Origin of the sequence: Halobacillus sp. Nhm2S1 (genome assembly GCF_019599545.1) — a bacterium.
GTDB lineage: Bacteria > Bacillota > Bacilli > Bacillales > Halobacillaceae > Halobacillus.
Map to the genome: position 1 here is coordinate 1,153,795 of NZ_JAIEZV010000001.1, position 22,411 is coordinate 1,176,205.

At 42.7% G+C, this 22,411-nt stretch carries 26 protein-coding genes; 8 read left to right on the plus strand and 18 right to left on the minus strand.

The window, feature by feature from the left end:
• Positions 1–34 precede the first annotated feature (34 nt).
• Entirely contained in the window at positions 35–241 is a 207-nt protein-coding gene (locus tag K2225_RS05995) for a zinc ribbon domain-containing protein (RefSeq protein ID WP_220583901.1), read from the minus strand.
• A gap of 35 nt (positions 242–276) precedes the next feature.
• On the minus strand, positions 277–696 hold the full coding sequence (locus K2225_RS06000) for a universal stress protein (protein WP_220583902.1): 420 nt from the start codon (positions 694–696) through the stop codon (positions 277–279).
• Between the two features lie 282 nt (positions 697–978).
• Between K2225_RS06000 and K2225_RS06005 the strand changes: the two genes are divergently transcribed.
• Positions 979–2,439, plus strand: a complete 1,461-nt coding sequence (locus K2225_RS06005) for a SulP family inorganic anion transporter (protein ID WP_220583903.1) — start codon at positions 979–981, stop codon at positions 2,437–2,439.
• A 14-nt stretch (positions 2,440–2,453) separates the two neighbouring features.
• Here the strand turns inward: K2225_RS06005 and K2225_RS06010 are convergent, their stop codons facing one another.
• Both K2225_RS06010 and K2225_RS06015 read right to left on the minus strand, forming a co-directional pair.
• Positions 2,454–2,999: a GNAT family N-acetyltransferase gene (locus K2225_RS06010; protein ID WP_255574286.1), complete on the minus strand. Its 546-nt coding sequence runs from the start codon at positions 2,997–2,999 to the stop codon at positions 2,454–2,456.
• 47 nt (positions 3,000–3,046) lie between these two features.
• Entirely contained in the window at positions 3,047–3,319 is a 273-nt protein-coding gene (locus K2225_RS06015; protein ID WP_220583905.1) for a hypothetical protein, read from the minus strand.
• 719 nt (positions 3,320–4,038) lie between these two features.
• Here K2225_RS06015 and K2225_RS06020 point away from each other — a divergent pair.
• Positions 4,039–4,911, plus strand: coding sequence for a DMT family transporter (locus K2225_RS06020; RefSeq protein ID WP_220583906.1), 873 nt, complete (start codon positions 4,039–4,041; stop codon positions 4,909–4,911).
• An 88-nt stretch (positions 4,912–4,999) separates the two neighbouring features.
• Here the strand turns inward: K2225_RS06020 and abc-f are convergent, their stop codons facing one another.
• Complete coding sequence (gene abc-f, locus K2225_RS06025; RefSeq protein WP_220583907.1) at positions 5,000–6,574, minus strand: ribosomal protection-like ABC-F family protein; 1,575 nt, start codon at positions 6,572–6,574, stop codon at positions 5,000–5,002.
• Positions 6,575–6,857: 283 nt separating this feature from the next.
• Between abc-f and K2225_RS06030 the strand changes: the two genes are divergently transcribed.
• Entirely contained in the window at positions 6,858–7,391 is a 534-nt protein-coding gene (locus tag K2225_RS06030; protein WP_220583908.1) for a dihydrofolate reductase family protein, read from the plus strand.
• Positions 7,388–8,014, plus strand: a complete 627-nt coding sequence (locus K2225_RS06035) for a class I SAM-dependent methyltransferase (RefSeq protein WP_255574238.1) — start codon at positions 7,388–7,390, stop codon at positions 8,012–8,014. The genes K2225_RS06030 and K2225_RS06035 overlap by 4 nt, the downstream gene beginning before the upstream one ends.
• A gap of 15 nt (positions 8,015–8,029) precedes the next feature.
• Here K2225_RS06035 and K2225_RS06040 read toward each other — a convergent pair whose 3' ends face one another.
• Complete coding sequence (locus K2225_RS06040; RefSeq protein ID WP_220583909.1) at positions 8,030–8,209, minus strand: hypothetical protein; 180 nt, start codon at positions 8,207–8,209, stop codon at positions 8,030–8,032.
• Positions 8,210–8,339: 130 nt separating this feature from the next.
• Between K2225_RS06040 and K2225_RS06045 the strand changes: the two genes are divergently transcribed.
• Positions 8,340–9,317: a S66 family peptidase gene (locus tag K2225_RS06045; protein WP_220583910.1), complete on the plus strand. Its 978-nt coding sequence runs from the start codon at positions 8,340–8,342 to the stop codon at positions 9,315–9,317.
• 32 nt (positions 9,318–9,349) lie between these two features.
• Here the strand turns inward: K2225_RS06045 and K2225_RS06050 are convergent, their stop codons facing one another.
• Positions 9,350–10,108, minus strand: a complete 759-nt coding sequence (locus K2225_RS06050; RefSeq protein ID WP_220583911.1) for a (S)-benzoin forming benzil reductase — start codon at positions 10,106–10,108, stop codon at positions 9,350–9,352.
• 140 nt (positions 10,109–10,248) lie between these two features.
• On the opposite strand from K2225_RS06050, the gene K2225_RS06055 reads away from it, so the two are divergent.
• On the plus strand, positions 10,249–10,884 hold the full coding sequence (locus K2225_RS06055) for a YczE/YyaS/YitT family protein (protein ID WP_220583912.1): 636 nt from the start codon (positions 10,249–10,251) through the stop codon (positions 10,882–10,884).
• Positions 10,885–10,904: 20 nt separating this feature from the next.
• Here K2225_RS06055 and K2225_RS06060 read toward each other — a convergent pair whose 3' ends face one another.
• The 8 genes from K2225_RS06060 to K2225_RS06095 form a co-directional block, all read right to left on the minus strand.
• Complete coding sequence (locus K2225_RS06060; protein ID WP_220583913.1) at positions 10,905–11,342, minus strand: hypothetical protein; 438 nt, start codon at positions 11,340–11,342, stop codon at positions 10,905–10,907.
• Positions 11,343–11,591: 249 nt separating this feature from the next.
• Positions 11,592–12,482: a D-amino-acid transaminase gene (dat, locus tag K2225_RS06065; protein ID WP_220583914.1), complete on the minus strand. Its 891-nt coding sequence runs from the start codon at positions 12,480–12,482 to the stop codon at positions 11,592–11,594.
• A 105-nt stretch (positions 12,483–12,587) separates the two neighbouring features.
• Positions 12,588–13,328: a UMP kinase gene (gene pyrH, locus K2225_RS06070; protein WP_220583915.1), complete on the minus strand. Its 741-nt coding sequence runs from the start codon at positions 13,326–13,328 to the stop codon at positions 12,588–12,590.
• Between the two features lie 128 nt (positions 13,329–13,456).
• Positions 13,457–13,993 (minus strand): hypothetical protein, encoded by a 537-nt coding sequence (locus K2225_RS06075; RefSeq protein WP_220583916.1) that lies wholly within the window; start codon positions 13,991–13,993, stop codon positions 13,457–13,459.
• 174 nt (positions 13,994–14,167) lie between these two features.
• Positions 14,168–15,577 carry a SpoVR family protein gene (locus K2225_RS06080; protein WP_220583917.1) on the minus strand — a complete coding sequence of 470 codons (1,410 nt, stop codon included), beginning with the start codon at positions 15,575–15,577 and terminating at the stop codon, positions 14,168–14,170.
• A gap of 84 nt (positions 15,578–15,661) precedes the next feature.
• Positions 15,662–16,159, minus strand: a complete 498-nt coding sequence (locus K2225_RS06085) for a GNAT family N-acetyltransferase (protein ID WP_220583918.1) — start codon at positions 16,157–16,159, stop codon at positions 15,662–15,664.
• Positions 16,160–16,342: 183 nt separating this feature from the next.
• Complete coding sequence (locus K2225_RS06090) at positions 16,343–18,550, minus strand: YhgE/Pip domain-containing protein (protein ID WP_220583919.1); 2,208 nt, start codon at positions 18,548–18,550, stop codon at positions 16,343–16,345.
• A gap of 69 nt (positions 18,551–18,619) precedes the next feature.
• Positions 18,620–19,195, minus strand: a complete 576-nt coding sequence (locus K2225_RS06095) for a TetR/AcrR family transcriptional regulator (RefSeq protein WP_220583920.1) — start codon at positions 19,193–19,195, stop codon at positions 18,620–18,622.
• Positions 19,196–19,323: 128 nt separating this feature from the next.
• Between K2225_RS06095 and K2225_RS06100 the strand changes: the two genes are divergently transcribed.
• On the plus strand, positions 19,324–20,037 hold the full coding sequence (locus K2225_RS06100) for a class I SAM-dependent methyltransferase (protein WP_220583921.1): 714 nt from the start codon (positions 19,324–19,326) through the stop codon (positions 20,035–20,037).
• 17 nt (positions 20,038–20,054) lie between these two features.
• On the opposite strand, the gene K2225_RS06105 is transcribed toward K2225_RS06100, so the two are convergent.
• Both K2225_RS06105 and K2225_RS06110 read right to left on the minus strand, forming a co-directional pair.
• Positions 20,055–20,597 carry a YhcN/YlaJ family sporulation lipoprotein gene (locus K2225_RS06105; RefSeq protein WP_220583922.1) on the minus strand — a complete coding sequence of 181 codons (543 nt, stop codon included), beginning with the start codon at positions 20,595–20,597 and terminating at the stop codon, positions 20,055–20,057.
• 128 nt (positions 20,598–20,725) lie between these two features.
• Entirely contained in the window at positions 20,726–21,196 is a 471-nt protein-coding gene (locus K2225_RS06110; RefSeq protein ID WP_220583923.1) for a hypothetical protein, read from the minus strand.
• Between the two features lie 184 nt (positions 21,197–21,380).
• Here K2225_RS06110 and K2225_RS06115 point away from each other — a divergent pair, with 184 nt between their 5' ends.
• Positions 21,381–21,617 carry a YhdB family protein gene (locus tag K2225_RS06115; protein WP_146814402.1) on the plus strand — a complete coding sequence of 79 codons (237 nt, stop codon included), beginning with the start codon at positions 21,381–21,383 and terminating at the stop codon, positions 21,615–21,617.
• Between the two features lie 55 nt (positions 21,618–21,672).
• Here K2225_RS06115 and K2225_RS06120 read toward each other — a convergent pair whose 3' ends face one another.
• A complete protein-coding gene (locus K2225_RS06120; RefSeq protein WP_220583924.1) occupies positions 21,673–22,398 on the minus strand; it encodes an SDR family oxidoreductase in 726 nt (241 codons plus the stop codon).
• Positions 22,399–22,411 lie beyond the last annotated feature (13 nt).

The window sequence follows — 22,411 nt, forward strand, 5'->3', positions numbered from 1 at the left end:
GCTTTTAAGTATTTCACCATATTTCATTAGATATTTAGCCTCCAAAGAAAAAGTCAAGAATATTACCCGCTTTGGAAGCGTTCTGATTATAAAACTCTGAATACCCGCAGTTTTTGCAATAAACGACGGTGAACTTATTGTTTTGTACATCCATCATTTTTGATAGACCTGATCCTGTCATGGATACATCCTTTTCTCCTGCATCTGTACTTCCACATTTAATACAACCTTGATTACTCATTGGAAACCTCTCCCTCCTCTAAACTATGATGATCATTACTTTACAATCATGACCGGGCATTTCGCTCTCTTCGCTACTTTATGGCTTACACTACCTAATACCATTTCCTGCAGGGTGTTCAAACCTCTACTTCCAATGATTACAAGGTCAAAGTTATTTTCATTTGCGTATTTAACAATGGTTGGACCTGGCTCACCATGTTGTAGGCTTATTTGATACGACGCATTTTTCTTTTGAAAGATAGCTTCAATTGGTTGCAACCTCTGCTGCCGACGCTGTTCTACTAAACCTTGATCACCTTCAGATAAAACATCTGATTTCGACTGCTCCCCGTCAATCACATAAACGATTGTGATCTCACCGTCCCCTTGTAAATTAGCTAGCTCCGCCGCACGTTCGGCAGTCCGTATAGAGTGGTCGGATCCATCTGCTGCTACTAATATCTTCTTATACATTGGAATTCCCCCCATCGATATTCATCTATTGTTTTCATTTTACCATTATCATTTATTATAAAGGTAAAAATCCTACCATTAAATAACACCCAACAAAATAATTTTTGTATAGTTTGGGTCTATTCAAGCGAAAAAGAGAGAAAAAAAGAGTAAAAAACCTATTTATGCGCTTACATGGGGTTATGTAATATCCCTCATAGGTGATATAATCTGATCGTTCTTGCCGGATTTCCGTATTGTCACGGACAATACAAAACAAAAATAGTAGAAAGAGGTGCGCAATTGAACACAGAAACAATTAAACAACAATGGTTTGGAAACGTAAAAAACGATGTGCTTTCAGGCATGGTCGTCGCAATGGCGCTCATCCCTGAAGCGATCGCTTTCTCTATCATCGCTGGAGTCGACCCCATGGTAGGACTGTACGCTTCCTTCTGTATCGCTGTCGTCATTGCTTTTATAGGTGGTCGACCAGGTATGATTTCTGCTGCGACCGGAGCTATGGCTGTCCTTATGGTCACTTTAGTTAAGGACCATGGTTTAGAGTATTTGCTGGCTGCTACGATTCTGACAGGAATTTTACAGTTTACTTTAGGTGCATTAAAAATCGGACAGCTTATGAAGTTCATTCCTAGGTCAGTCATGATTGGTTTTGTGAATGCCCTAGCAATTCTTATTTTCTCGTCACAACTTGTCCATTTTGAAGGGGCAGGATTGGCTATGTATGCGATGGTAGTTGGTTCATTAGCTATTATTTATATACTACCTAGATTTACAAAATCCGTTCCATCACCACTTGTGGCTATTGTTGTAATGACAATCATCGCCATCACGACAGGAGCTGGGTTGAAAACGGTTGGAGATATGGGTGAATTATCCAGTACGCTGCCTATTTTTCTATTACCAGATATCCCATTGACGTTTGAAACACTACAAATTATTTTCCCTATCTCATTAGCTCTTGCTTTTGTAGGGTTACTTGAATCATTATTAACCGCACAGATTGTAGATGATATGACAGATACTGTGAGTGATAAAAACAAAGAAGCTAGAGGACAGGGAATGGCTAACGTTGTTTCAGGGTTCTTTGGTGGAATGGCTGGTTGTGCCATGATCGGTCAATCCGTTATTAACGTCTCTTCAGGTGGGCGTGGACGATTATCAACACTCGTAGCAGGAATATTCATGATGTTGCTGATTATTGTATTCAATGATCTCCTCGTTCAAATTCCTATGGCCGTCCTTGTTGGAGTCATGATTATGGTATCCATCGGAACGTTTGATTGGAGCTCGCTTACACGCTTCAAGAAGACTCCAATTACAGACAGTATCGTCATGCTAGTAACCGTTGGTACAGTAGTACAAACTCATGACCTGTCTAAAGGTGTTATTGCTGGTGTCATCTTGAGTGCTATTTTCTTCGTTGCTAAGATTTCAAAGGTAAAAGTTGAGGAAGTATTCGATCAGAGTGCAGAAAAAATGGTTTATCATGTCAGCGGTCAAGTCTTCTTCGCTTCCACTGATAGCTTGATTAAGCATTTCGACTATGATGTTAAAACATCTCATGTCGTGATTGATTTTACCCATTCCCATGTTTGGGATGACTCGGCTGTGGCTGCCATTGATAAACTTGTAACGAAGTATGAAGAACGTGATATAAATGTTGAGATTGTTGGTTTGAATAAGGACAGTTCTCAACTTGTCCAACGTCTTACAGTCAATGACAAATTAAATGCTTCATAAGAAAAGCGCAAGGCCTAAAGCCTTGCGCTTTTTTCTATCCATTCTTCCCTCAACATACTGTAGACACAGGAATCCTGCCATTTCCCTTTCACAAGCAAATCCTTTCGAAGTGTTCCTTCTTTAACCATCTCGACCTTTTCCAGTACCCTGATCGATCCGATATTCTCCGGATTTGATGTTGCCACCACTCGCTGAAGTTCACAGTGTTCGAAACAAAAGTTGATCATCAATTGAACAGCCTCTGTCGCCAGACCTTTCCCCCAATGATCTTGATGAATGATAAAGCCGATTTCACCAACACCATCCCAGTCTCTAATATTCATCTCTATATTACCAACCACCTGATCGTTTTTTTTCTCTACGATGGTAAAAACATAACGGCTTCTATGCCTTTGCTTCCGATCAATAATCACTTGACGGACGAAAAAGAGACTGTCTTCCTCTGTGTTTGGCCCCCAAGGCTGGTGTTTTACCGTCTCTTCATTCGATGAATAAGGGTGAAAAGCTGACCAGTCTTCAAGTATAACTTCCCGAAGATAAATTCGGTCATTCTCTTCCATCACTTCCACTCCATCACGTCCTATATCCTTTCATTTTTATCAGTTTCTTAAAGATACGCTTTCAACTCATTCATCCATGGACTAGGATCTTCTTTCACCATATAAGCACGTACACCTTTGTGCGTATGCAAATATAGCATTCCATACATGGACGATAATTTTCGATATGATACATCATGAATGGCATGAAGAGGAAAAGTTTCCTGTGGGGACACGACCTTCGTTTCAAACAACTCCAGCTTGCCTTCTTTCTCTAAATAGAGCTGCTGATTATTTTCTATGACACGCGTTCTCTCAAATATAGGTTGAGAACATACCAACTTTATCGCCCTTTCCTTGCGCCTTTTCTACTTCAAGTATACCGCACTTATTAAGACCGTGTATAGACAATCCCCTTTACTCCTCTATATGGCAGGATTGTGGAAGACTCAGTATCGAGATGTTTCCGGGGTTCGTTGCTGAGTTGAGCGTCAGGGGTGGCTGGGAAGCAACTCGCTTTCCTGTGGGGGAGTGGCGAGCTTCCTTGGGCGGTCTGAGCACTAAGGGATCTCGCCTATCTCCTTTCTCCCACGGGAGTCTCGCAGCTTCCCAACCACCCCTTTTGATGTAAGCGAGAAACGAACCCATGTACCAAGAGTTGGAGGGTCTTCCACTATCCAACTGGTATAAAGCGCTCTGGATCAAGCTTTTAAGTGTCATGGCGGTGTTTTATAATCCAGTTCCCATAATCATACGAGCTGGCCTTTTAGAAGTGGTTTCGAGAATCTTCCATGGTAAAGGGGCGGAGGGGAACGGTGAGACTCCTATGGGACGTGTGGGACAGGTGAGACCCCGGAAGGCGTAGCCTGGGGAGGCTCACCGCCCGAAAGCGAACCTTTTCCCGGAGCCCCTAGAACCACACCATCGTTTCGAAACCGAGTCTTCCACAATCGGGAGCGTTTGTGGAAGAAGGGCGTCTGGCTTTCTTTCAAGGATTTTTTGTATTAGGATAGTAAAGGTGTTTTTTTTGCACAACCTAAGTACAACTGGAGGAACCATCATGAGCAATCGAAACAAAGGAATCATACTTCTACTCATATCTGCCTTCGGCTTCTCTATGATGGCGGCATTAGTCAAGCTGTCTGGAGACGTTCCGACTGTTCAAAAGACTTTATTTCGAAACCTTGTATCAGCCATTATCGCCTTTGGGTTTGTTCTATACAACAAAGAACGATTATTTGGTAAAAAGGAAAACCAGAAGCTTCTGCTCTCGCGTTCCGCACTTGGTACCATTGGGATGGTGTTGTTTTTCTATGCCATTGACAACCTCGTGCTTTCAGATGCAGATATGCTCAACAAACTCAGTCCATTTTTGTTAATCATATTTTCAGCCATCTTTTTGAAAGAGAAAGCGCGTCTGTATCAAATCATCGCTATTATCGTAGCGTTTATCGGTACACTGTTCATCATTAAACCAGCGTTCTCTGTCGAGTTCATTCCTTACCTCGCCGGGATTTTCTCCGCTGTTTTTGCGGCGGGCGCCTATACGTTGCTTCGTGTCTTGGGAGATAAAGAAAAGTTTTACACCATCGTTTTCTATTTTTCATTTTTCACAACAGTGACCCTGCTCCCTTTTACCATTGCTTTCTATGAACCGATGAGTTTGAAACAATGGGTGTACCTGCTATCCGCTGGTGCCTTTGCGACCTTAGGTCAATTCGGTTTAACCATAGCCTACAAATACGCACCGGCTCGGGAGATCTCTATTTTCTTCTATTCAACCGTTGTCTACTCAGCACTAATAAGTATCCTTTTATTTGATCAAGTACCCGATATCTTCAGCATCCTCGGTTACTTCACGATCTTCGGTGCCTCCCTCTATATGTTCTTGAAAAACAACAAAGAGGCAAAAAAAGTGGAGACGGCTCGGTAGCCGGGAACAGCAATCAATGGAGGACTTTTTCACAAAAAACTCTCTCCTATTAAAAAAAAGCGACCGCGTCCGGTCGCTTTTTTTAATTCTATTTCAGTTTCTTTAATTGAGACAACGTTTGTTGATACTCAGACTCCAGTTCATCTACATCATCATCCACACCGGGCATACTCAGCCGGCTGATAAGTTCCGACAACCTTGTCTCTAATGCCATCTTATCGTAGACCTCATCGTCTGCAACGGGTGGATTCTCCACATACTCTTCCCATTCTTTCCAAGTGCCTTCAAAAGTTTTCAACTTTGAATCTTCTATCATCCATAAATGATCGGCTGTCCTCTCTATGAACGTACGATCATGGGTCACAAAAAGAATCGTTCCTGGAAAATCACATATTAACCGTTCTAAAGCTTGAATAGCTTCGAGATCCAAGTGATTTGTGGGTTCATCGAGCACGAGAAAAGTCGAACCGCTGGCCATCAGTTTCGCCAAAGACAGTTTCACTCGTTCTCCTCCACTCAATTGGCCTATGGTTTTGTTCATATCATCAGTAAAAAACCTAAGGCGTGCAAGGATGATGCGGATGGTGGTTTCCGAGAGTAAACTCGCTTCACTAGCATAGTCGTACACTTTCTTTTCTAAAGGAAGTTCTTCCAAAGTCTGATGAAAATACCCGATCCTCACTCCAGGAGAAAGCCACTCCGTAGTTGATAAGAGTTGTTGAATAAAGGTGGTTTTCCCTGTTCCATTTCCACCGATAAAGGCAATCTTCGACCCATTTTTCAAAGACAACTTAGGAGTGGAAAAAAGAAACCTTGAGCCCGCTTGGACCTCAGCCTCTTCCACTCTACCCAACACCTTCTTACTTGATGAACTCAAAGTGTTGAATTCCATTTTCACTTGATCCCACTCCATCGGCTTTTCTGCCTTTTCGAGACGATCCAATCTGCGTTCTAATGTTTTACTGACACGCTCCACCTTCTTTTGATGGGCAGCCGCTTTGTTTTTCCCAAGCTGCCACTCGGAATTTCCCATTCTCTTTGGAGGTTTTCTCATTCCTTTGGATTGGGACTGCTTCTGGCGGATTCGTTCTTCGATTCTGCTCTTTTCTTTCACATACTGTTCGTGCTTTTCGTATTTCTGCTTTCGTTCAAGTTCTTTTTGCGCTTCAAAAAAATCATAATTTCCATGGTATTCGGTTATATCCCCTTCTTCAAGTTCCCAAATCTTATTGCAGCAGCGATTGAGCAGTTTCCGATCATGGGAAACAATAACAAAAGCACCCTCATGCTTGAGCAGGTTTTCTTCTAATGTCCCGATATGTTCCCAGTCCAGATTATTCGTGGGTTCATCGAGAAAAAGCAGGGGATGACCCTGTTCAAGAACTCGCTCCAGTCTTGCGAGTGTTTTCTCCCCACCACTCATAGTGGAACGCTTCCATTCTTCTTCGTTCATCTGTTGCAGCCATCCATAAGAAGTGTGCCATTCCACTTGTGGTTCTATGTCGAGTTCTCCGAACAAATATTGTAATAAGAGACTTTTCCCTTCTCCGTTTCTGCCTACCAGACCAATTCGTTCTCCTTCGTGGACCTTTAGTTCTTTAACGTTAAGAATGTCCCTGCTCCCGATTTGATACTGTATATTGATTGCGCGCATGTGTAACATAAATAAACCTCCCTGGATCGTTCCAGAGAGGTTTTTAGTCTACCATCGCTTTTTGGGCCCACCACGACATACGTAAAGGGTGATGTAAAAGCAATCGAATCCTTTTTAAAAAAGGACAGACCAATCCTGTATCTGGAACGAGTGTAATTTCTTATTCTCATACTCGTTTAGCAACAGGATTAGTACTTCATTGCTTTAAACGTCATTCCCTTCTTTTTTGATTATGTTTATTATATGATGAAGTGGCTTGGAAATACAAGACAAAAAGAACGGAGGAATTCATATGGGGAAAGTCACATTATTCATTGCTCAAAGTGCCGATGGTTACATCGCAAGAGAAGATGGCAGCATTGACTGGCTGCGGGATAGTGCAGACGAAGACTATGGGTATGAAGAGTTTTTCCAAACGGTCGATACCGTATTTATGGGAAGGAAGACATATGATCATATCTTTGAATTAGCTGAAGAATTCCCTTATAAAATGAAAGACGTCTACGTGGTCAGTAACACGCGCGAAGGCCATGACGATTATGCAACATATCTACAACCTGAACAAATCCTCCCTCTCGTGAACATGCTGAAGAATGAACAAAACAAAACTATATGGGTCGTCGGTGGAGCAAAACTGATTCACTACTTCATTTCTGCTGGATTGATTGATGAATACCGGATTTTTATTCAACCAACGTTGATTGGCAAAGGCATTCCACTTTTTCAAAAGCATGACCACGAAGAAGAACTGCAGCTTACAGAAACACATACGTATCAAGACGGGATGCTTGCGGTTACTTACCAAAGAAAGGAGCAGAAACATTGATTCCACAAGATTTAAAAAAGAATCTCTCTGACGCGTATGACCGCCAATCGAAACAGCGTAACCAAAACCGTACACAAGATTGGAAAATCCATGAGCGGACGGACTTCCTGCAGAGGTTGAGGTATGAAAACAAACATTCCCTACTCGAAATCGGGGCTGGTCCCGGAAAAGACAGCCTTTTCTTCTCACAAGAAGGATTTGACGTTCACGCCACTGATCTATCTAAAGAAATGGTGGAGCGCTGCCGTGAAAAAGGACTAAAAGCTGACGTTATGAGTTTTGATGATCTACAGTTTCCAGGAGAACATTTTGATGCGGTCTGGGCGTTGAATTGTCTGCTTCATGTACCCAAAAAGAATCTTCCGGGAATTCTTACCGATATTCGTAACCTCTTGAAGAAAGACGGACTGTTTTATTTAGGGGTTTATGGGGGCATCACCCACGAAGGCATCTGGCAAAATGACTTTCATGAGCCTAAACGCTTTTTTTCTTTTTATGAAGACGATCACCTTGAATCCATTTTAACCAAAGAGTTTACGCTCGAAGCCTTTCATAAAATCCCAATGAATGAAGAAGAAGAAGATGGCCCTAGTCATTTTCAGGGAGTTATTCTACGAAAATGACTCATGGCTCCCGATTCACTCCGCTCCCCCGTCTCCGCCGCCATCCGAATGGTCGAACTGATGAAAACCAGGCTGCCACGTGCTCTCATCTTTTTTAGAGGCCAAGGTGCGAGTGCTCGTTGATTGTCCTACAAACCTAAGGATGAGAAATACAAACGCAAGGACAAGGACCAGGCCGAAAATTGTTGGAAACATATCCATCCTCCTTTTTCATCCATACGATTGGATACAAAAATAGTTTCGGAATATTCTTGAAGTTAATAGACGAAACCACGCTTATTTGGTATAGTGATGGAATTTACCACTGTCCTAAGGGGGAAAGCCAATGATACCTGAGAAGTTGAAGAAGGGAGATGAAATACGAGTGATCTCTCCCTCTAAGAGTTTAGCAATTGTAGCACCTGATCAGCAGAATCTTGCCGTAGAACGATTGAATCGGGCAGGGTTCAAGGTCACTTTTAGTACATATGCAGCAGAAAGCAGTCATTCCATCTCGAATCCCATCCATCACCGAGTGACTGATATTCACGAAGCTTTTTCTGATCGAAATGTCAAAGCCATCCTGACTACACTCGGCGGATACAATAGCAACCAATTGTTGAACCATCTTGACTACGATCTGATCCAAGAGAACCCAAAAATCTTTTGTGGCTATTCAGACATTACGGCTCTGTCCAACACCATTTATAAAAAAACTGGACTGGTCACTTACAGTGGTCCTCACTTCTCCACTTTCGGTATGGAAAAAGGAATCGACTATACGCTCGATCATTTTATGAAAGTATTCACTGAAACAGAACAGTTACACATCCGCCCAGCACTTGATTGGAGTGACGATCGCTGGTATTTGGACCAACAGGAACGACAATTCTATTCCAATCCCGGTTATGAAGTGCTATATGAAGGAATGGCCGAAGGAATTTCCTTAGGTGGGAACCTTTGCACATTGAACTTGCTTCAGGGAACGCCGTTTATGCCTTCCCTAGAGGGGAAAATTCTGTTCCTTGAAGATGACCTATTATCAGATCCTCCCACCTTCGACCGTAATTTACAATCATTGGTCCACCAACCTGAATTCAGCGGTGTGCGGGGAATAGTCATCGGCCGGTTCCAAAAAGAATCGAACATGGACGATGACACGCTTGTACAAATATTGAAGTCGAAAAAAGAACTCGAACAGGTACCCATCATCTATAATGCCAGCTTCGGCCATACCACACCGATTTTCACTTTTCCTATCGGAGGCAAGGTTAGAATAAAAGCACACCCCCAAAACCCAACCATTGACCTTCTCGAATATTAAAAGGAGCCCAGTTCATCACTGGGCTCTTTCCATCACTTATCTACTAGATCATAAAGTTTATACACACGACCATTCTCTATTTCATCGCTTTTCTCTAGTAGGTTCATCAATACACTCGCCACCTCATCAGGCGAGCGTAATTCCCCTTCTTCTTTTAACTTCCTGAATTTCTCCACATCGGCAAAAGCGTCTTCTGAAGAGGAACGAATTTCTCCTTGCATGTCTGTATCAATAACACCAGGACTATAAGCAAGGATGGTGTGTCCCCTTCCCTCCTGTTCCAGAGCCAGTGTTTGTGTGAAACGGTTGATGGCTGCTTTGGAGCTGCTGTATGTACTCCAGCCATGAATGGTTTTCTCTGCCGCACCGGAGGTAATGTTTATGATTCCAAGAGATGTTTCTCTTTCATTCGCTTCTTTAACAAAACGGTTCACAGTAAGGATGGGCGCCGTTAGATTCACTTGCATATGTTTTTGTACAGCGTCTGCTTCCAATTGACCAACTGTTTCAATAGGTTCGATGACCCCTGCATTATTGACGAGATAAACGTAATGAGTTTCCTTGTGAAATACAAGGTCCACCATTTGATTGAGCCCTCGATTTAAGTCGTCCATATCACTCAAGTCACAGCTGACATGATGAAACTCCAATCCTTTTTCATCTGCCAAAGCTTTCAGTCCTTCATTACCTGAGCGTGAGACCGTGACCACATTCACATTCTTCAAAAGATATTGTCGAGCAATCGCTTCTCCTAAGCCCCGGGAAGCCCCCGTTACAACTGCATATTGCATATCTACCAACCCTTTCTCCATTCTCTTTTTTTGCTTTCCCTTTTATACAATCGGCAAACGCTCCGGTCAGAAACTTTACATCCCAGAAACCAAACGATATGATAAACGGAGCACAAGTGGACACATAAAGGAGTCTACCTATGAAATATTTTTTTCTGTTTATTATTTATGTTGCAGGACTTGTCGTTTCAAGTCTTGGCCTTGCACTGATTATAAAATCCGGTTTAGGAGTCGGCCCGGGAGACAGCATTGCTGTCGGACTGTCCATGCACCTTCCTGTAACTGTAGGAAGCGTCATGATCGTCGCTTTTGTGATTCTATTACTTGTCAATGCAAAATTGGAGCATAAACGCCCCCAATTCGAATCATTGATCCCGATTATCATCCGTGGAAGAACGTTGGATATCTTTCTATACGGCTTGCTTGAAAATATGGAGTATGAAGCATGGTGGGCCCAATGGGGGATTTTCTCACTCGGCCTCTTTGCCACAGCTGTTGGAATCTCCGTCTACTTACGGACCCCATTCCCGCGCATTCCTCTTGATCACTTCATGATGATCATGAATGAAAAAACGAACCAATCAAAAAGTACGGTACGCATTTTCTCCGAGTCCGGAATGGCTCTCATTGGTTTTTTACTTGGAGCGCCCGTAGGTTTTGGGACATTGATTGTCGCCCTGCTGTTAGGGCCGCTTATTCAATGGACATTCCAGTGGGCAAGGCCGATTGCAGCCCTTTGGACAGAACCAAAGAAAAAAATGACTCAAAAAGCGTGATGCTGCCATCACGCTTTTTTTCATTCCTCAAAGGAGAGCTTCGTCACACCTGTTTCTTCAAGCTTTCGACCAATCTCTTCCTCAATGGCGAGGCGCTTTTCCATCTGTTCTTCTGTCAGTTTCCCGTCCATAGAACCATAGATTTCGGTCATTTCTTTTTCGGCAAGTTTTTCGACCAATTTATCCCAGAAACTGAATTCATCATATTCTTCTACGTGCGTGTCCAATAGTCTCGATTCATAGTCCACATCAAGGTCATGGACACCGATTTGTTCCTGATAGGAAACTTTGTCCTCAAGATTCGCTTCCTTGTATTTTGACAGAACAAGTTCTCTTACATCTTCGAACTGTTCATCCAGCTCCAACTTGATCGAATTGACCATCCATGTCCCTAAAAACACCATCTCAACAAGTATTTCATATTGTTCTTTTGTCATTTCAAGTTTTACATTACCCAAAAAAGACCGCTCCTTTCCTCTTTTCCTTAGCATTATAGCATATCCACAAGCCTCTATTTATTATCCCGCTTGTACCCTTTCTTCATAGCATTCCCTGCCGATGTCCCACACCATGGCATACCATGTACAACGGCCTTCCAGTTAGTACCTGGCACCGTCTTAAGGTTTACGGATGCCAGATATGGTGTCACTCATTCACATAACAATACATTAAAAAAACCGGTAGCTGTTAAGCTACCGGTCTTCCTATTATTCAGCTGCCGTCTGACTTGTAAAGATCGAATCCTCCTGATTGATATGAGCATCTGATTCATAACATTTTTGGAGTTTCCTAGTGAGGGCACCAGGTAAACCATCACCAATGGTCTGCCCGTCAACTTCTAGAATCGGCATGATTTCTGAAGTGCTGCTGGACAAAAACAATTCATCCGCATAGGCAAGGTCCTCCACTTGGAAGGCTTCTTCAATAAAGTCAATGTTTTCTCTCTCACAGAAAGCCTCCACTCTCATCCTTACACATCCATGCAGAATGTTCTTCTTAGCAGGATGGGTGTACACTTTCCCCTGCCTTACAAAATAAACGTTGGAAGAGCTGCATTCAGTCACTTCTCCATTTTTATGAAGGATTGCCTCATAACACCCTTGTTCTTTAGCTGTCTGTTTAGCAAGGACATTAGGAAGCAAGTTTAAGCTCTTAATGTAGCACCAGTCCCAGCGGACATCTTCCTGAGTAATAGCGGTTACGCCATCACGTAAAAATGAATATGGACGAGGTAGGTCTTTCACATACGCATACAGGTTAGCTTGTGTTTGTTCCGGAAAAGCATGATCCCTCGGTGCAGAGCCTCTGGTAATCTGCAAGTACACCTTGGCATCTCCTTCAATTCCGTTTTTCTTAAGCAGTTCATCCAGCCGTTCGTACATGTCTTCCTTTTTATATGGGACATCGATCTTAACGGCTGCCGCTGAACGGTAAAGCCGGTCGATGTGTTCATCGATTAAGTAATAGTTCCCGTTATACACACGGATCACTTCATAAATTCCGTCACCGAATTGAAGTCCCCGTTCCTCAAATGGGTACTTCAATGTATCTTGTTTTACAAAATCATTTTCTGTCAAAATATGGTCATGAATCGTCATCACTTTGCCTCCTCAAGTCATCTCCAGGTTTAACGAATAGTTTATCAGAAAAAAGGGCGGGGATGGACCCTTAGATGAAAAACTTTTTAAATGGCACCGTTCGACCTATTCCAAAGTTTGAAGCCTGGAAGGCCGATGTGAAATGAGAGTACCCTCATCCGTCCCCATACAAACCCTTTTCATAAGCCCTGGAAGATCAAAGTTAAAAATGTGGACAGGCACTTGGAAATCTCGTGCGAGAATAAGAGCGGACTGATCCATGACCTGGATGTTATGGAGAAGGATATCATCATAATTTAACGTGCCATACATTTGCGCTCCTTTATGTTTGACAGGATCCGATGTGTATACACCATCGACTCCTTGCTTGGCAACAAGGATGGCGTCACAATCCAATTCAATCGCCCTTTGTACCGCAGGATAATCGGTCGTGACAAACGGCTGCCCGTTTCCTCCCGCCAAAATGAGGACCATTCCTTTACTCAGGTGGTGTAAAGCTTTCAAACGAATATACGGCTCCGCTACACTTGCTATCGGAATGGATGTCATAACTCTGATTTCTTTTTTGGATTTTTTCTTCAACACGCCTCTTAACATGAGACTGTTTATAATCGTACCGATTGTACCTATATTGTCGGCCTCTACTCGCTCAATTCCCCAGTCTTCAGCAGTCCTCCCTCTGAAGATATTGCCTCCTCCGACAACGACCGCAACCTCCATTCCACTTTCAAGAAGCGATAGGATTTCATTTGCGATGTGATCCATGCGTTGGTTGTCGAAACTGTCCTTACTGTTTCCTTTCAAGGCACCACCACTGATTTTAAGTAAGACACGAGAATATCTCATTATGAATCCCCTTTTCATTGACCATTACTTATGAGAAAAAAAGAGCCTAGACCTGTGTCTAAGCTCTCATGACTAAAAGAATTTCCCAAACGTTCTTCTATGCTATCGTATGCTCAAGCAAGCGTTATTCATTCCACTTCTACAGTGATTTCCATCCAAGGATGCTCGTAGGGTACGCCTCCATTGCCGTCATCTTTGATTGGATAAAAAGCTAAATCAAGTTCCTCCAACTCCTGATCATATCGGAAGTTATCGAATTGGATATAGCGAAAAGTAGTGAACGTCCCTTCCTTCGTACCAATCGTATGTCCATTATAGGTGGTGCCATTGGAGTCTACGGCTTTTACTAAGAATTCGATATGACCTTTCTCTCTCAGCCAATCCTCTTCCTTGTTTTTCATTACAGCATTTCTGTCACCATACCACATCCCAAGATACAGTCCTTTTGCATCGTTCCGGCTGTAAAGCCTGGTCAAATGGACTTTCGTATCCCCAATTTCCTTAGATGAAACCGTAATCGGTTCCGGGTGCTGTCTTGGGGTTTCTACCATCGGGTAGGTCTGGTTGTTTTTCAGTGCGTTGACTTCCTTGTTGTCCACATAAAAAAAGACAGCGGCAATTAATACAGCAATCAACCCATATATAGCCACGCGCACCTTTTTCATCCATCTCACCTCTTTTTTATAAGAAGGTAAACCTTACCGTCATTATATCAAAATCCTTTTCGCCACGTTGTCAAATGGAGGGAGAGGTTTTGTCGATTTCTTACTGATTAAGTCTTCAACATTCTTTTAAAGCAAAAAAACTGCTCTTCCCTTAAGGGAAGAGCAGTTTGAATCTTATAAGTATTTTTTCTGTACTTTTTTACCACCATAACTGAAAACAACATCCCGGCCTTCGACTTTCGTTTCTATATGGACATTCCGGCCCCACAGCTGATAAACATACGGCAATGTTTTTTCCAAATACCCAACATCGAGCTCAACTTCTTCATAGTGGTGTTTTAAATAGAGTTCCCCACCCTTCACATAATCACCATCCTGGACAGTAATATAAGGGAACCCTCCATTGACCCTCATGGTGACAAGCTGATCACGGACAGCCTCATGATCTTTATCTGTGATTTTATATTTCTGCCCTTGTTTTTGGAAAAGGTATAAATCTTCTCTTCGGGCCAGATCTCTCGTTAAATAATTTCGGATGAAGCTTTGATCTGATTCGATTTCCCGAACCTCGAACATTTTTTCTCTTCCCGAACCGGGTTCGACCCCATGTTTGATCATTTCCTCCGTCGGATTGTCATAGCGCTCTTCAATGTCCTCAAAAATCTTCAACCCCAGATAATATGGATTCAACTGGGTTTTACTTGGCTGTACCACGCTCGCATTGAGCTTGGCGAATTCAATGGCCTCGTCACTTGTCAAATCCATTTCTCTTAATATTCGAGCATGCCAGTATGAAGCCCAACCTTCGTTCATGATCTTTGTTTCCAACTGTGGCCAGAAATACAGCATTTCCTCCCGCATCATTGTCAAGATATCCCGCTGCCAGTCCTCCAGTTCACGACTGTACTGTTCAATGAAAAGCAATAAATCCTTCTCGGGCCTCGGAGGAAATTTCTTTTTCTTTCTGAACCTTGGCTGCTCTTCTGAAGATGATTCATCAATTTTCCAAATATCATCATATTCTGTTTGAAACGGTTTTTCTTCACTTTCTTCTTCGTCCATAGACCATGCAAGCTTAGGCCGGACCAATGATGGGTCAATGTGTTCTTGAATGGCAAGCACAGCATCAAGGAATGATTCGACCTCATGTTTTCCGTATATTTTGTCGTAAGTAGCGATTCGTTCTGCCGTAGCCGCCATACTTTCCACCATGTCCCTCTTTGTATTCTGGAACCGGGCATTATTTTTGAAAAAGTCACAGTGAGCCAGGACGTGTGCGACAATCAGCTTATTTTGGATCAAACTGTTAGAGTTCAACAGGAAGGCATAACAAGGATTCGAGTTAATGACAAGTTCATAAATCTTACTTAGTCCGAGATCATATTGCAGCTTCATCTTATAGTATTGCTTTCCAAAGCTCCAGTGGGAAAAGCGTGTCGGCATCCCGTACGCTCCGAATGTATAAATAATATCATCAGGACAGACTTCGTAACGCATTGGGTAGAAATCAAGCCCGAAACCTTTAGCGATTTCCGTTATTTCTCTGATCGCATATTCGAGCTTCTTTTGGTCATCTGGTCTCAAAGATGCCCCCTCCTTCGATTTCGCTTATCTTACTATATGAGGGTAAAGCAGCGAACATGAAGGTTCAGTCCATCTTCTTGTCCTCTATACTAGAATTTTAGCCATGATATACTCATCGACGGGACTCTCATTGATCATCAGGGATTGTCTTTTCACTCCTTCTTTTTCAAAGCCCATGCGTTCATAAAAGCGGACAGCCCTTTCATTATGGACCATAACTGTAAGTTCAAGCCTCGTCACACCTTTTGCTTCCGCCCATTGAAATAATTGATAGAAAAGCTCTTTAGCGACCCCTTGACCGTGGAAGTCCTTCAATACTCCCGTAATAACGCTCGCTGTATGTAGTGTCCTTGGTGCACCACCGCCAAAAACGGTCACATGCCCGATGACTCCCCCGTCCAGCTCGGACAGGATGATTGTAGAGTTTTCTTCCTTCCCCACCCTTTGCATCAAACCTTTTACTTTTTCAATCGTGGATTTCCTTTCGTCTTTCCCATATAATAAAAAATCAGTTTCTGACTCCAATTGTTCGATAAGGTTTTGATAAGCTTCCGCATCATAAACCTCTGCCGTTTTAATCATCTTCCATTCCCCCCTCTTTTCACATTTTATCAGAATATGGGCTGACAGACGCCAATCTCTCCTGTCCGTTTCATTGATATACAATCGTCTGACCAGCCGTGCTTTGAGCAAGGAAAAGGGCTGATTTCAGTGTCTGCACTTCTTAGGAATCCTGAACAAAAAAAAGAGAGCACATGGCTCTCTTTATGCTGCCTCCTCCTGAAGGGAAACGTTTTGTTTTCGATTTTTCAATATAAAATAGATGATCGTTAGTATAGAAGCACCTAAAATGAACCCTGTTAAAATAGATGCATTCTGCCACATTAAAGCGAAATTGCCATCAGAAATGATTGATTTGAATCCTGCTACTGAGTAAGTCATAGGTAAGAGGGGATTAAACCACTGCAGAGGTTCTGGAATCAATTCCAGCGGGAACGTCCCTGCACTCGTCGTCAGTTGAAGGATTAAAATCAAAATAGCCACGAATCTTCCTGGGTCACCAAGCCATGTCACGAGCATTTGTACAAGCGTCATAAAGGTCAAACTCGTGAGGATGCTGAACAAGTAGAAATATCCTACATGAGTAACTTCCAAGTTCAACCCATACAAGATCACACTTGCTGCGATGACAGCTTGTATGGTACCTGCTACAAACAAAACTCCAAACTTAGCCGAAAACCATCCAAGTCCGCTTCTTGGACTTTCGAAAGGTTCACGGACAGGGTAAACAATGGTAATTAACAATGCGCCTACGAATAAGCCTAAAGACAAGAAATAAGGGGTAAAGCCTGTGCCGTAATTCGGCACGTGGTTCAGGGATTCTTTGTCCACACCTACTGGAGATCCCATCATTTCTCCTGTCTCCTCGTCCGCTTTCACTTCATTCGCTTCCGATGAAGCGGTGCTCAGGTTCGATTCAAACTCCTGCGTTCCAGAAGTTAATGCACCTGTTCCCTCTGACAACTCACCCGCTCCTTCTTGAAGTTGTTTGGAACCATCCGCCAGCTGGTTAGACCCATCGAAGATCCTGCTTGCTCCTTGATTGATTTCAGAGGCGCCAGACGCTAGTTTCACAGCTCCTTCCTGAGCTTTAGCCAGTTCTTTTGAAAACCTACCCATGGAGGTCTTCAATTGCTCTTGCCCATCGGAAAGCTTTGTGGCTCCCTTATAAAGATCGCTTTGGCCTGCGACTAGTGTTTCGGCTCCTTTTTGCAGTTGAGTTTGCGCTTTAAGGAGTTCTTCAACTTTCCCATTTAAGGGGCCAGTTGCCTCGCTAACTTTAGCTGTTGCTGAGTTAAGAGAACTTGCTCCTTTTGCGAGTTCGAAAGCCCCAGTCTCCAGCCCCTCTATCTTTTGGAGGAGAGCCTTCTGTTGTTCTTCAGGCATGGTTTCAACTAAAGGAACCAATTCTTTCTTCAGACTTGTGATCCCTTCAGCCACTTGCTGGGCAGAAGTAGATACCTGATCTGCGCCTTGATTCACTCCGTTCATACTTTCATTGAGCTTTTCTGCACCACTTTTTAACGGGGAAGTTTTTTCAATCATTAAAGAGATTCCCTCACTTAAAGATTCGGCTCCTTCTTTAGATTGAGCGATGCCGTTTTGTAGGCTTTCCGAGCCACCTTCGGCATCAGCTGTCCCTTTTTCAAGCTGTGCAAATCCGTGTTGCAATTTGCCTAGTCCATTACGTAAATCAGAGGACCCGTCAGCCAAATCAGATGCTCCATTCCTTAGCGCTTGCGTCCCGCTTGCCAGCTCCAATTGTTTATCAGTGAATGTTTTTAAACTTTCTTCCAATTTTTTAGCTCCCTGGTCCAAGTCTGCAGCTCCCTGGTCCAAGTTTCCTGCTTTTTCACTTGCATCTGCCAGCCCTTTTTGAAGTTCACTGAACTGCTCGAACATGGCATTGGCATAGGTTTCAGTCATTTCACTGGATAACTTAGCTTTCATCTTTTCTGTTGCCGATTCACCAATTTGGGCAGATAAGAAGTTGAACCCTTCGTTCGGCACGTATTTCAACTGTAGAGGTTTCGGCGTATCATCCATCACCGTTGTAGCATCCGCAGAAAAATTCTCAGGAATCTCAACAAGCATATAATAATCTTGCTCTTCAAGACCTTCATAACCCTTTTCCTCTGAGACTACGTGGTATTCAAAATCTCCTCCATCATTCAATTGGTTCACGAACTCTTTTCCTACTTGAAGAGGTTCTCCATTAAATTCTGCCCCCTCATCGAGGTTCACGATTGCTACCGGCAATTCATCCATGCTGTCATAAGGGTTCCAAAACGCCCATAAAAACATCGCGCTGTAAATCAGCGGGATGAGAAGGACCGCTAAAAACGGTACCAGTACTTTTTTATTTTTTCCAATATGCTTCCACTCTGAGATCCAAAGCTTCCAACCACTCATTTTCCTACCTCCTAATAACATATGACTATATTATTCATTTGGTCATTTTCCGTCAAAAAAAGAGGACCATCATTCGGGTGATAATCCTTTGAACACGTAATCATCAAATAAATGAAGGATCTTTTCCTTGGATAGGGGATCATGTGCTTCTTCCCAATCGATAATCAGTGCCGTGTATAACTTCAACATCATAAAGGCCGTAATTTCCGGGTCACATTCGCGAATATCTCCCTCTGCTACAGCTGTTCTTATCTTATCCTTTAGATACTCCAAGATTAAAGCCTCTACATTTTGAAGAGCTTCCTTTACAGCTGCCGTTCCTATTTCACGTGCTTCATATACGAGTTTCACCGTTAACTGGTGGCTCTTACGGTATTGAAGCAGTTCTATAAGTGCTAAGTGTACATTTTCTTTCAGGGATCGCTCGTCATCCATGACAGATTCCGCTTTTCCCTTCATTTCTAAGAGAAGCTCTGCGATAATGTCCTGAAACAATTCTTCTTTGTTTTGAAAGAAGTTGTAAATGGTGCCTTTTCCTACATTCGCAGCTTTGGCGACTTGATCCATCGTTGTCGCTTTATAGCCAAAAATGGAAAAAGATTGACGGGCGGCCTCACGAATTTCTTCTCTTCTATCCAAACTCATCTTTATCACCTGACCATTTGAACAATTTAGTCACCTTTACTACAAAAAAGATTATACACTCTTTAATTTCAGTTGCAACCCTTTTTTCATGTAAACTGGAAGATATGAAAAGAGAAGGGAGTTTTCCTATGAAAGAGAATGTTCTGCGTTCTTATGAGTATTTATCCACACATTATGCGTTCGATGTTGATTCAAAACCCTACAATGCCTATTTAGAACGACCGGCTATGATTAATCTTCTTCCTTGTCTTCAAGGAAAAAAAGTGCTCGATGCAGGTTGTGCTGCTGGATGGTATGCACGCTACATGGCTGATCATGGAGCAGCTGTTACAGCGTTTGATCTAAGTCCTTCGATGATTGATGTGACCAAGCGCAGAGCAGGGAATGCCAACGTTCACGCTTCTGTTCATGATTTGACAGATCCCTTGCCAGCGGATAATGATTCTTTTGACATCATTGTAAGTTCACTCACTCTCCACTACATAAAAGAATGGCGCCCTGTTTTTCAGGAGTTCCACCGCACCCTAAAACCAGGAGGAACGTTTCTTTTTTCTACTCACCACCCGTTCATGGATTATATGAACCATAAAGCAGAAAACTATTATGCCACTCAGCAAATCGAGGATGAGTGGACCGTAAACGGAGAAAGAGTCCCCATGACTTTCTATAGACGCCCTCTGGAAGAGATTATTTCATCAGTGACTGATCATTTCCGTTTCATAAATTTAACAGAGCCAAGACCGACGCAGAAGTTCAAAGAAGTCCACCCAGAAGGCTTCGATAAAGTTTCAAGGAAGCCGAACTTCATGATTGTAAAAGCTGAAAAGCCAGAATCTCCGTAAGAGATCCTGGCTTTTTATTATGAGCGTTGGTCAGGGAAAATCCGGTCGACCATTTCTCCGAATTCACGGAAAAATCCTGTGACTGGTTCACCATTTTGAGCATCTTCTACATAATTGTTTGTTAAGTCAACAAAATCTGGGTTTGTTGAGATATAAACATTGTTTATGTCCTGATCCGATGCTTTAACCGCTTTTTTGATTTGCTTTTCCATTTCATCAGAGACTTCGTTCTTGTCTCCCTTTGGATTATCAAGCTCTGCCGCTACATAAGCATTATCACGTGTTTTCAACACGTAAACACGATCTACGCCATCGACATTCTTTTCGATACGATTTGCTGCATCCTTGGCCACTTTGTAATTCGTGTTATGAACCATTCCGCGATCATTGTCATACTGGTTCGCTTTTTGACCATTTTCAGACATGTCATCAGCTGTACGTTCGAAGCTTGTATTTTCCACTCCATTGTAGTTGCCATTGTCAGCAGCTTCTTGTTCTGCCTGGCAGGCCACAAGAGTTCCGGCTGCCAATAGACCGATGGCTAATACTTTAATCTTCATGCTATTCAACCTCCTTCCATCCATGTTTACGGTTAGTATGTGTGGTTGGAAGGCAAATATGCGATTGCTAAAAACAGGAAGACGGTGTCAATATAAAGAAAATCCTCAGTCGAAAAGTGAACGGAGGATTAACTATTCAGAAACGGGATGCTCCACCAGATATGAATGAATATTAAATAAACGAAAAAAATAGCGTTAATAAATAAAAGGAAAGCAGAAACCAGTTTATAATGACCTTCTACTTTTTTGTACCCGATCCGAATGAAGATAAAGCCAGCAATCAAAAGCAAATACAAGCTGATGAACCATATCCATGTATATGGTGTTGAAGCATCAAATCCTACTTCGTATCCGATTCCAAATAATAACCAGGGGGCTAAAAAACATAAAATGGATAAAGGGACATACCGTTGATCACTTTTTATGTAAAAAAGAGAAAGAATGGCAACAACAAGGGTAATTCCTCCAATGATTTCTGAAATCAAAATCATTACCTTCTGGGTGGCATCAGCTTCGGCTGTTACAACGCTAAGAAATAGCAGCATCCCCAATAGGATGACACACCCCACATTTGCATAAAGAAGATTTTTTTCTGACATCACGAAGACTCCTTCCGCCAAAAGCAAAACTTTTCCATACTATCATAACAAAATTTCCAATGCTCTGCGGAAGAAAAAAGCAAAAATGTGTCGACATTCCCAGAACTGTGACGAACTCTCTGATTGAGCAAGAACGCTCAAGGGGATAATAAGACCACTCCTTTCATAAAGGAAGTGTCATCCAATGAGTCACTATGATTACGACAAAGCCCTGCATTTCATGATCTGGGGCCAATGGGACGACTTGCTTGTCCTGATGGTACGAACAAGGGATGAATTTCTTTCTAAAAAGATTGAAACATTCCTCCACTCGGCTTACTATCCGAGTAAACAAAGCGAAATGCTCGAATCTCACGAAGCCTTGTTAAGCTATATCGATCATGCTCAAGCGACAACACTGCAACCAAGCTTTTTCACATAAAAGACAGACAAGGTCATCCAATTTTTGGATGACCTTGTCTTCATTTATTTTCCATTTATACACGTGGATATTCTTGGATAAGCGGGTGGAGATGCATCTCATCAATGACCATATGCTTCGGAGCAAGCGCCATATAGACGACGGCTTCCGCAATATCATGAACTTTGAGCCATTCCGACTTTTCAGGATCTCCTTGGGTCCCATTGGCAAAATAAGTGTCCACCATTCCGGGATTAATGGTCCCAGCACGGATGCCATCTTTTCTCACTTCTTGAGCAAGCGACCCCATAAATCCTTGAACAGCATACTTCGTGGAGGTGTAAAGAGCGCCCCCCTCAGGAATTGTATAACGTGAGACATCGGATGCGACAGTAATGATGGTACCAAACTTCTGTGACTTCATAATCGGGAGCACCGCTTTGGTCGCGAGAAATACGCCCTGAACGTTGATATCATACGTCCGCCGCCACTCCTCTACTGTTACTTCTTCGATTGGTTTGAAGTCCCCAATACCCGCATTGTTAACAAGAATGTCCACTTTGCCATACGCTTTTTTTGTTCCTTCCACGACCTGATCGATTTCGTTTTCATCACTGACATCGGCCGTATAAGATAAAACATTTGTGTACCCTTGCTTTTCTAACTCTTCCTTCGTTTGATGTATTTCTTCTGAGCTGCCGATGATGGATAAATAAGCCCCTTTTTCGGCGAGTTGAAAAGCTATTTCTTTTCCTATGCCCCTTGAAGCTCCTGTCACAATAGCTACTTGTTTGTCCAACACAACAAATTCCTCC

What these genes read in the sequence shown, in the direction of transcription:
- K2225_RS06040 (WP_220583909.1), bottom strand. Translation starts at nt 8,209, where the DNA reads ATGTTTCCAACAATTTTCGGCCTGGTCCTTGTCCTTGCGTTTGTATTT.
- K2225_RS06090 (WP_220583919.1), bottom strand. Translation starts at nt 18,550, where the DNA reads ATGAGTGGTTGGAAGCTTTGGATCTCAGAGTGGAAGCATATTGGAAAA.
- K2225_RS06110 (WP_220583923.1), bottom strand. Translation starts at nt 21,196, where the DNA reads ATGTCAGAAAAAAATCTTCTTTATGCAAATGTGGGGTGTGTCATCCTA.
- K2225_RS06115 (WP_146814402.1), top strand. Translation starts at nt 21,381, where the DNA reads ATGAGTCACTATGATTACGACAAAGCCCTGCATTTCATGATCTGGGGC.
- dat (WP_220583914.1), bottom strand. Translation starts at nt 12,482, where the DNA reads ATGACGATTCATGACCATATTTTGACAGAAAATGATTTTGTAAAACAA.
- K2225_RS05995 (WP_220583901.1), bottom strand. Translation starts at nt 241, where the DNA reads ATGAGTAATCAAGGTTGTATTAAATGTGGAAGTACAGATGCAGGAGAA.
- pyrH (WP_220583915.1), bottom strand. Translation starts at nt 13,328, where the DNA reads ATGAGATATTCTCGTGTCTTACTTAAAATCAGTGGTGGTGCCTTGAAA.
- K2225_RS06075 (WP_220583916.1), bottom strand. Translation starts at nt 13,993, where the DNA reads ATGAAAAAGGTGCGCGTGGCTATATATGGGTTGATTGCTGTATTAATT.
- K2225_RS06010 (WP_255574286.1), bottom strand. Translation starts at nt 2,999, where the DNA reads ATGGAAGAGAATGACCGAATTTATCTTCGGGAAGTTATACTTGAAGAC.
- K2225_RS06055 (WP_220583912.1), top strand. Translation starts at nt 10,249, where the DNA reads ATGAAATATTTTTTTCTGTTTATTATTTATGTTGCAGGACTTGTCGTT.
- K2225_RS06030 (WP_220583908.1), top strand. Translation starts at nt 6,858, where the DNA reads ATGGGGAAAGTCACATTATTCATTGCTCAAAGTGCCGATGGTTACATC.
- K2225_RS06105 (WP_220583922.1), bottom strand. Translation starts at nt 20,597, where the DNA reads ATGAAGATTAAAGTATTAGCCATCGGTCTATTGGCAGCCGGAACTCTT.
- K2225_RS06000 (WP_220583902.1), bottom strand. Translation starts at nt 696, where the DNA reads ATGTATAAGAAGATATTAGTAGCAGCAGATGGATCCGACCACTCTATA.
- K2225_RS06100 (WP_220583921.1), top strand. Translation starts at nt 19,324, where the DNA reads ATGAAAGAGAATGTTCTGCGTTCTTATGAGTATTTATCCACACATTAT.
- abc-f (WP_220583907.1), bottom strand. Translation starts at nt 6,574, where the DNA reads ATGTTACACATGCGCGCAATCAATATACAGTATCAAATCGGGAGCAGG.
- K2225_RS06050 (WP_220583911.1), bottom strand. Translation starts at nt 10,108, where the DNA reads ATGCAATATGCAGTTGTAACGGGGGCTTCCCGGGGCTTAGGAGAAGCG.
- K2225_RS06095 (WP_220583920.1), bottom strand. Translation starts at nt 19,195, where the DNA reads ATGAGTTTGGATAGAAGAGAAGAAATTCGTGAGGCCGCCCGTCAATCT.
- K2225_RS06085 (WP_220583918.1), bottom strand. Translation starts at nt 16,159, where the DNA reads ATGATTAAAACGGCAGAGGTTTATGATGCGGAAGCTTATCAAAACCTT.
- K2225_RS06020 (WP_220583906.1), top strand. Translation starts at nt 4,039, where the DNA reads ATGAGCAATCGAAACAAAGGAATCATACTTCTACTCATATCTGCCTTC.
- K2225_RS06045 (WP_220583910.1), top strand. Translation starts at nt 8,340, where the DNA reads ATGATACCTGAGAAGTTGAAGAAGGGAGATGAAATACGAGTGATCTCT.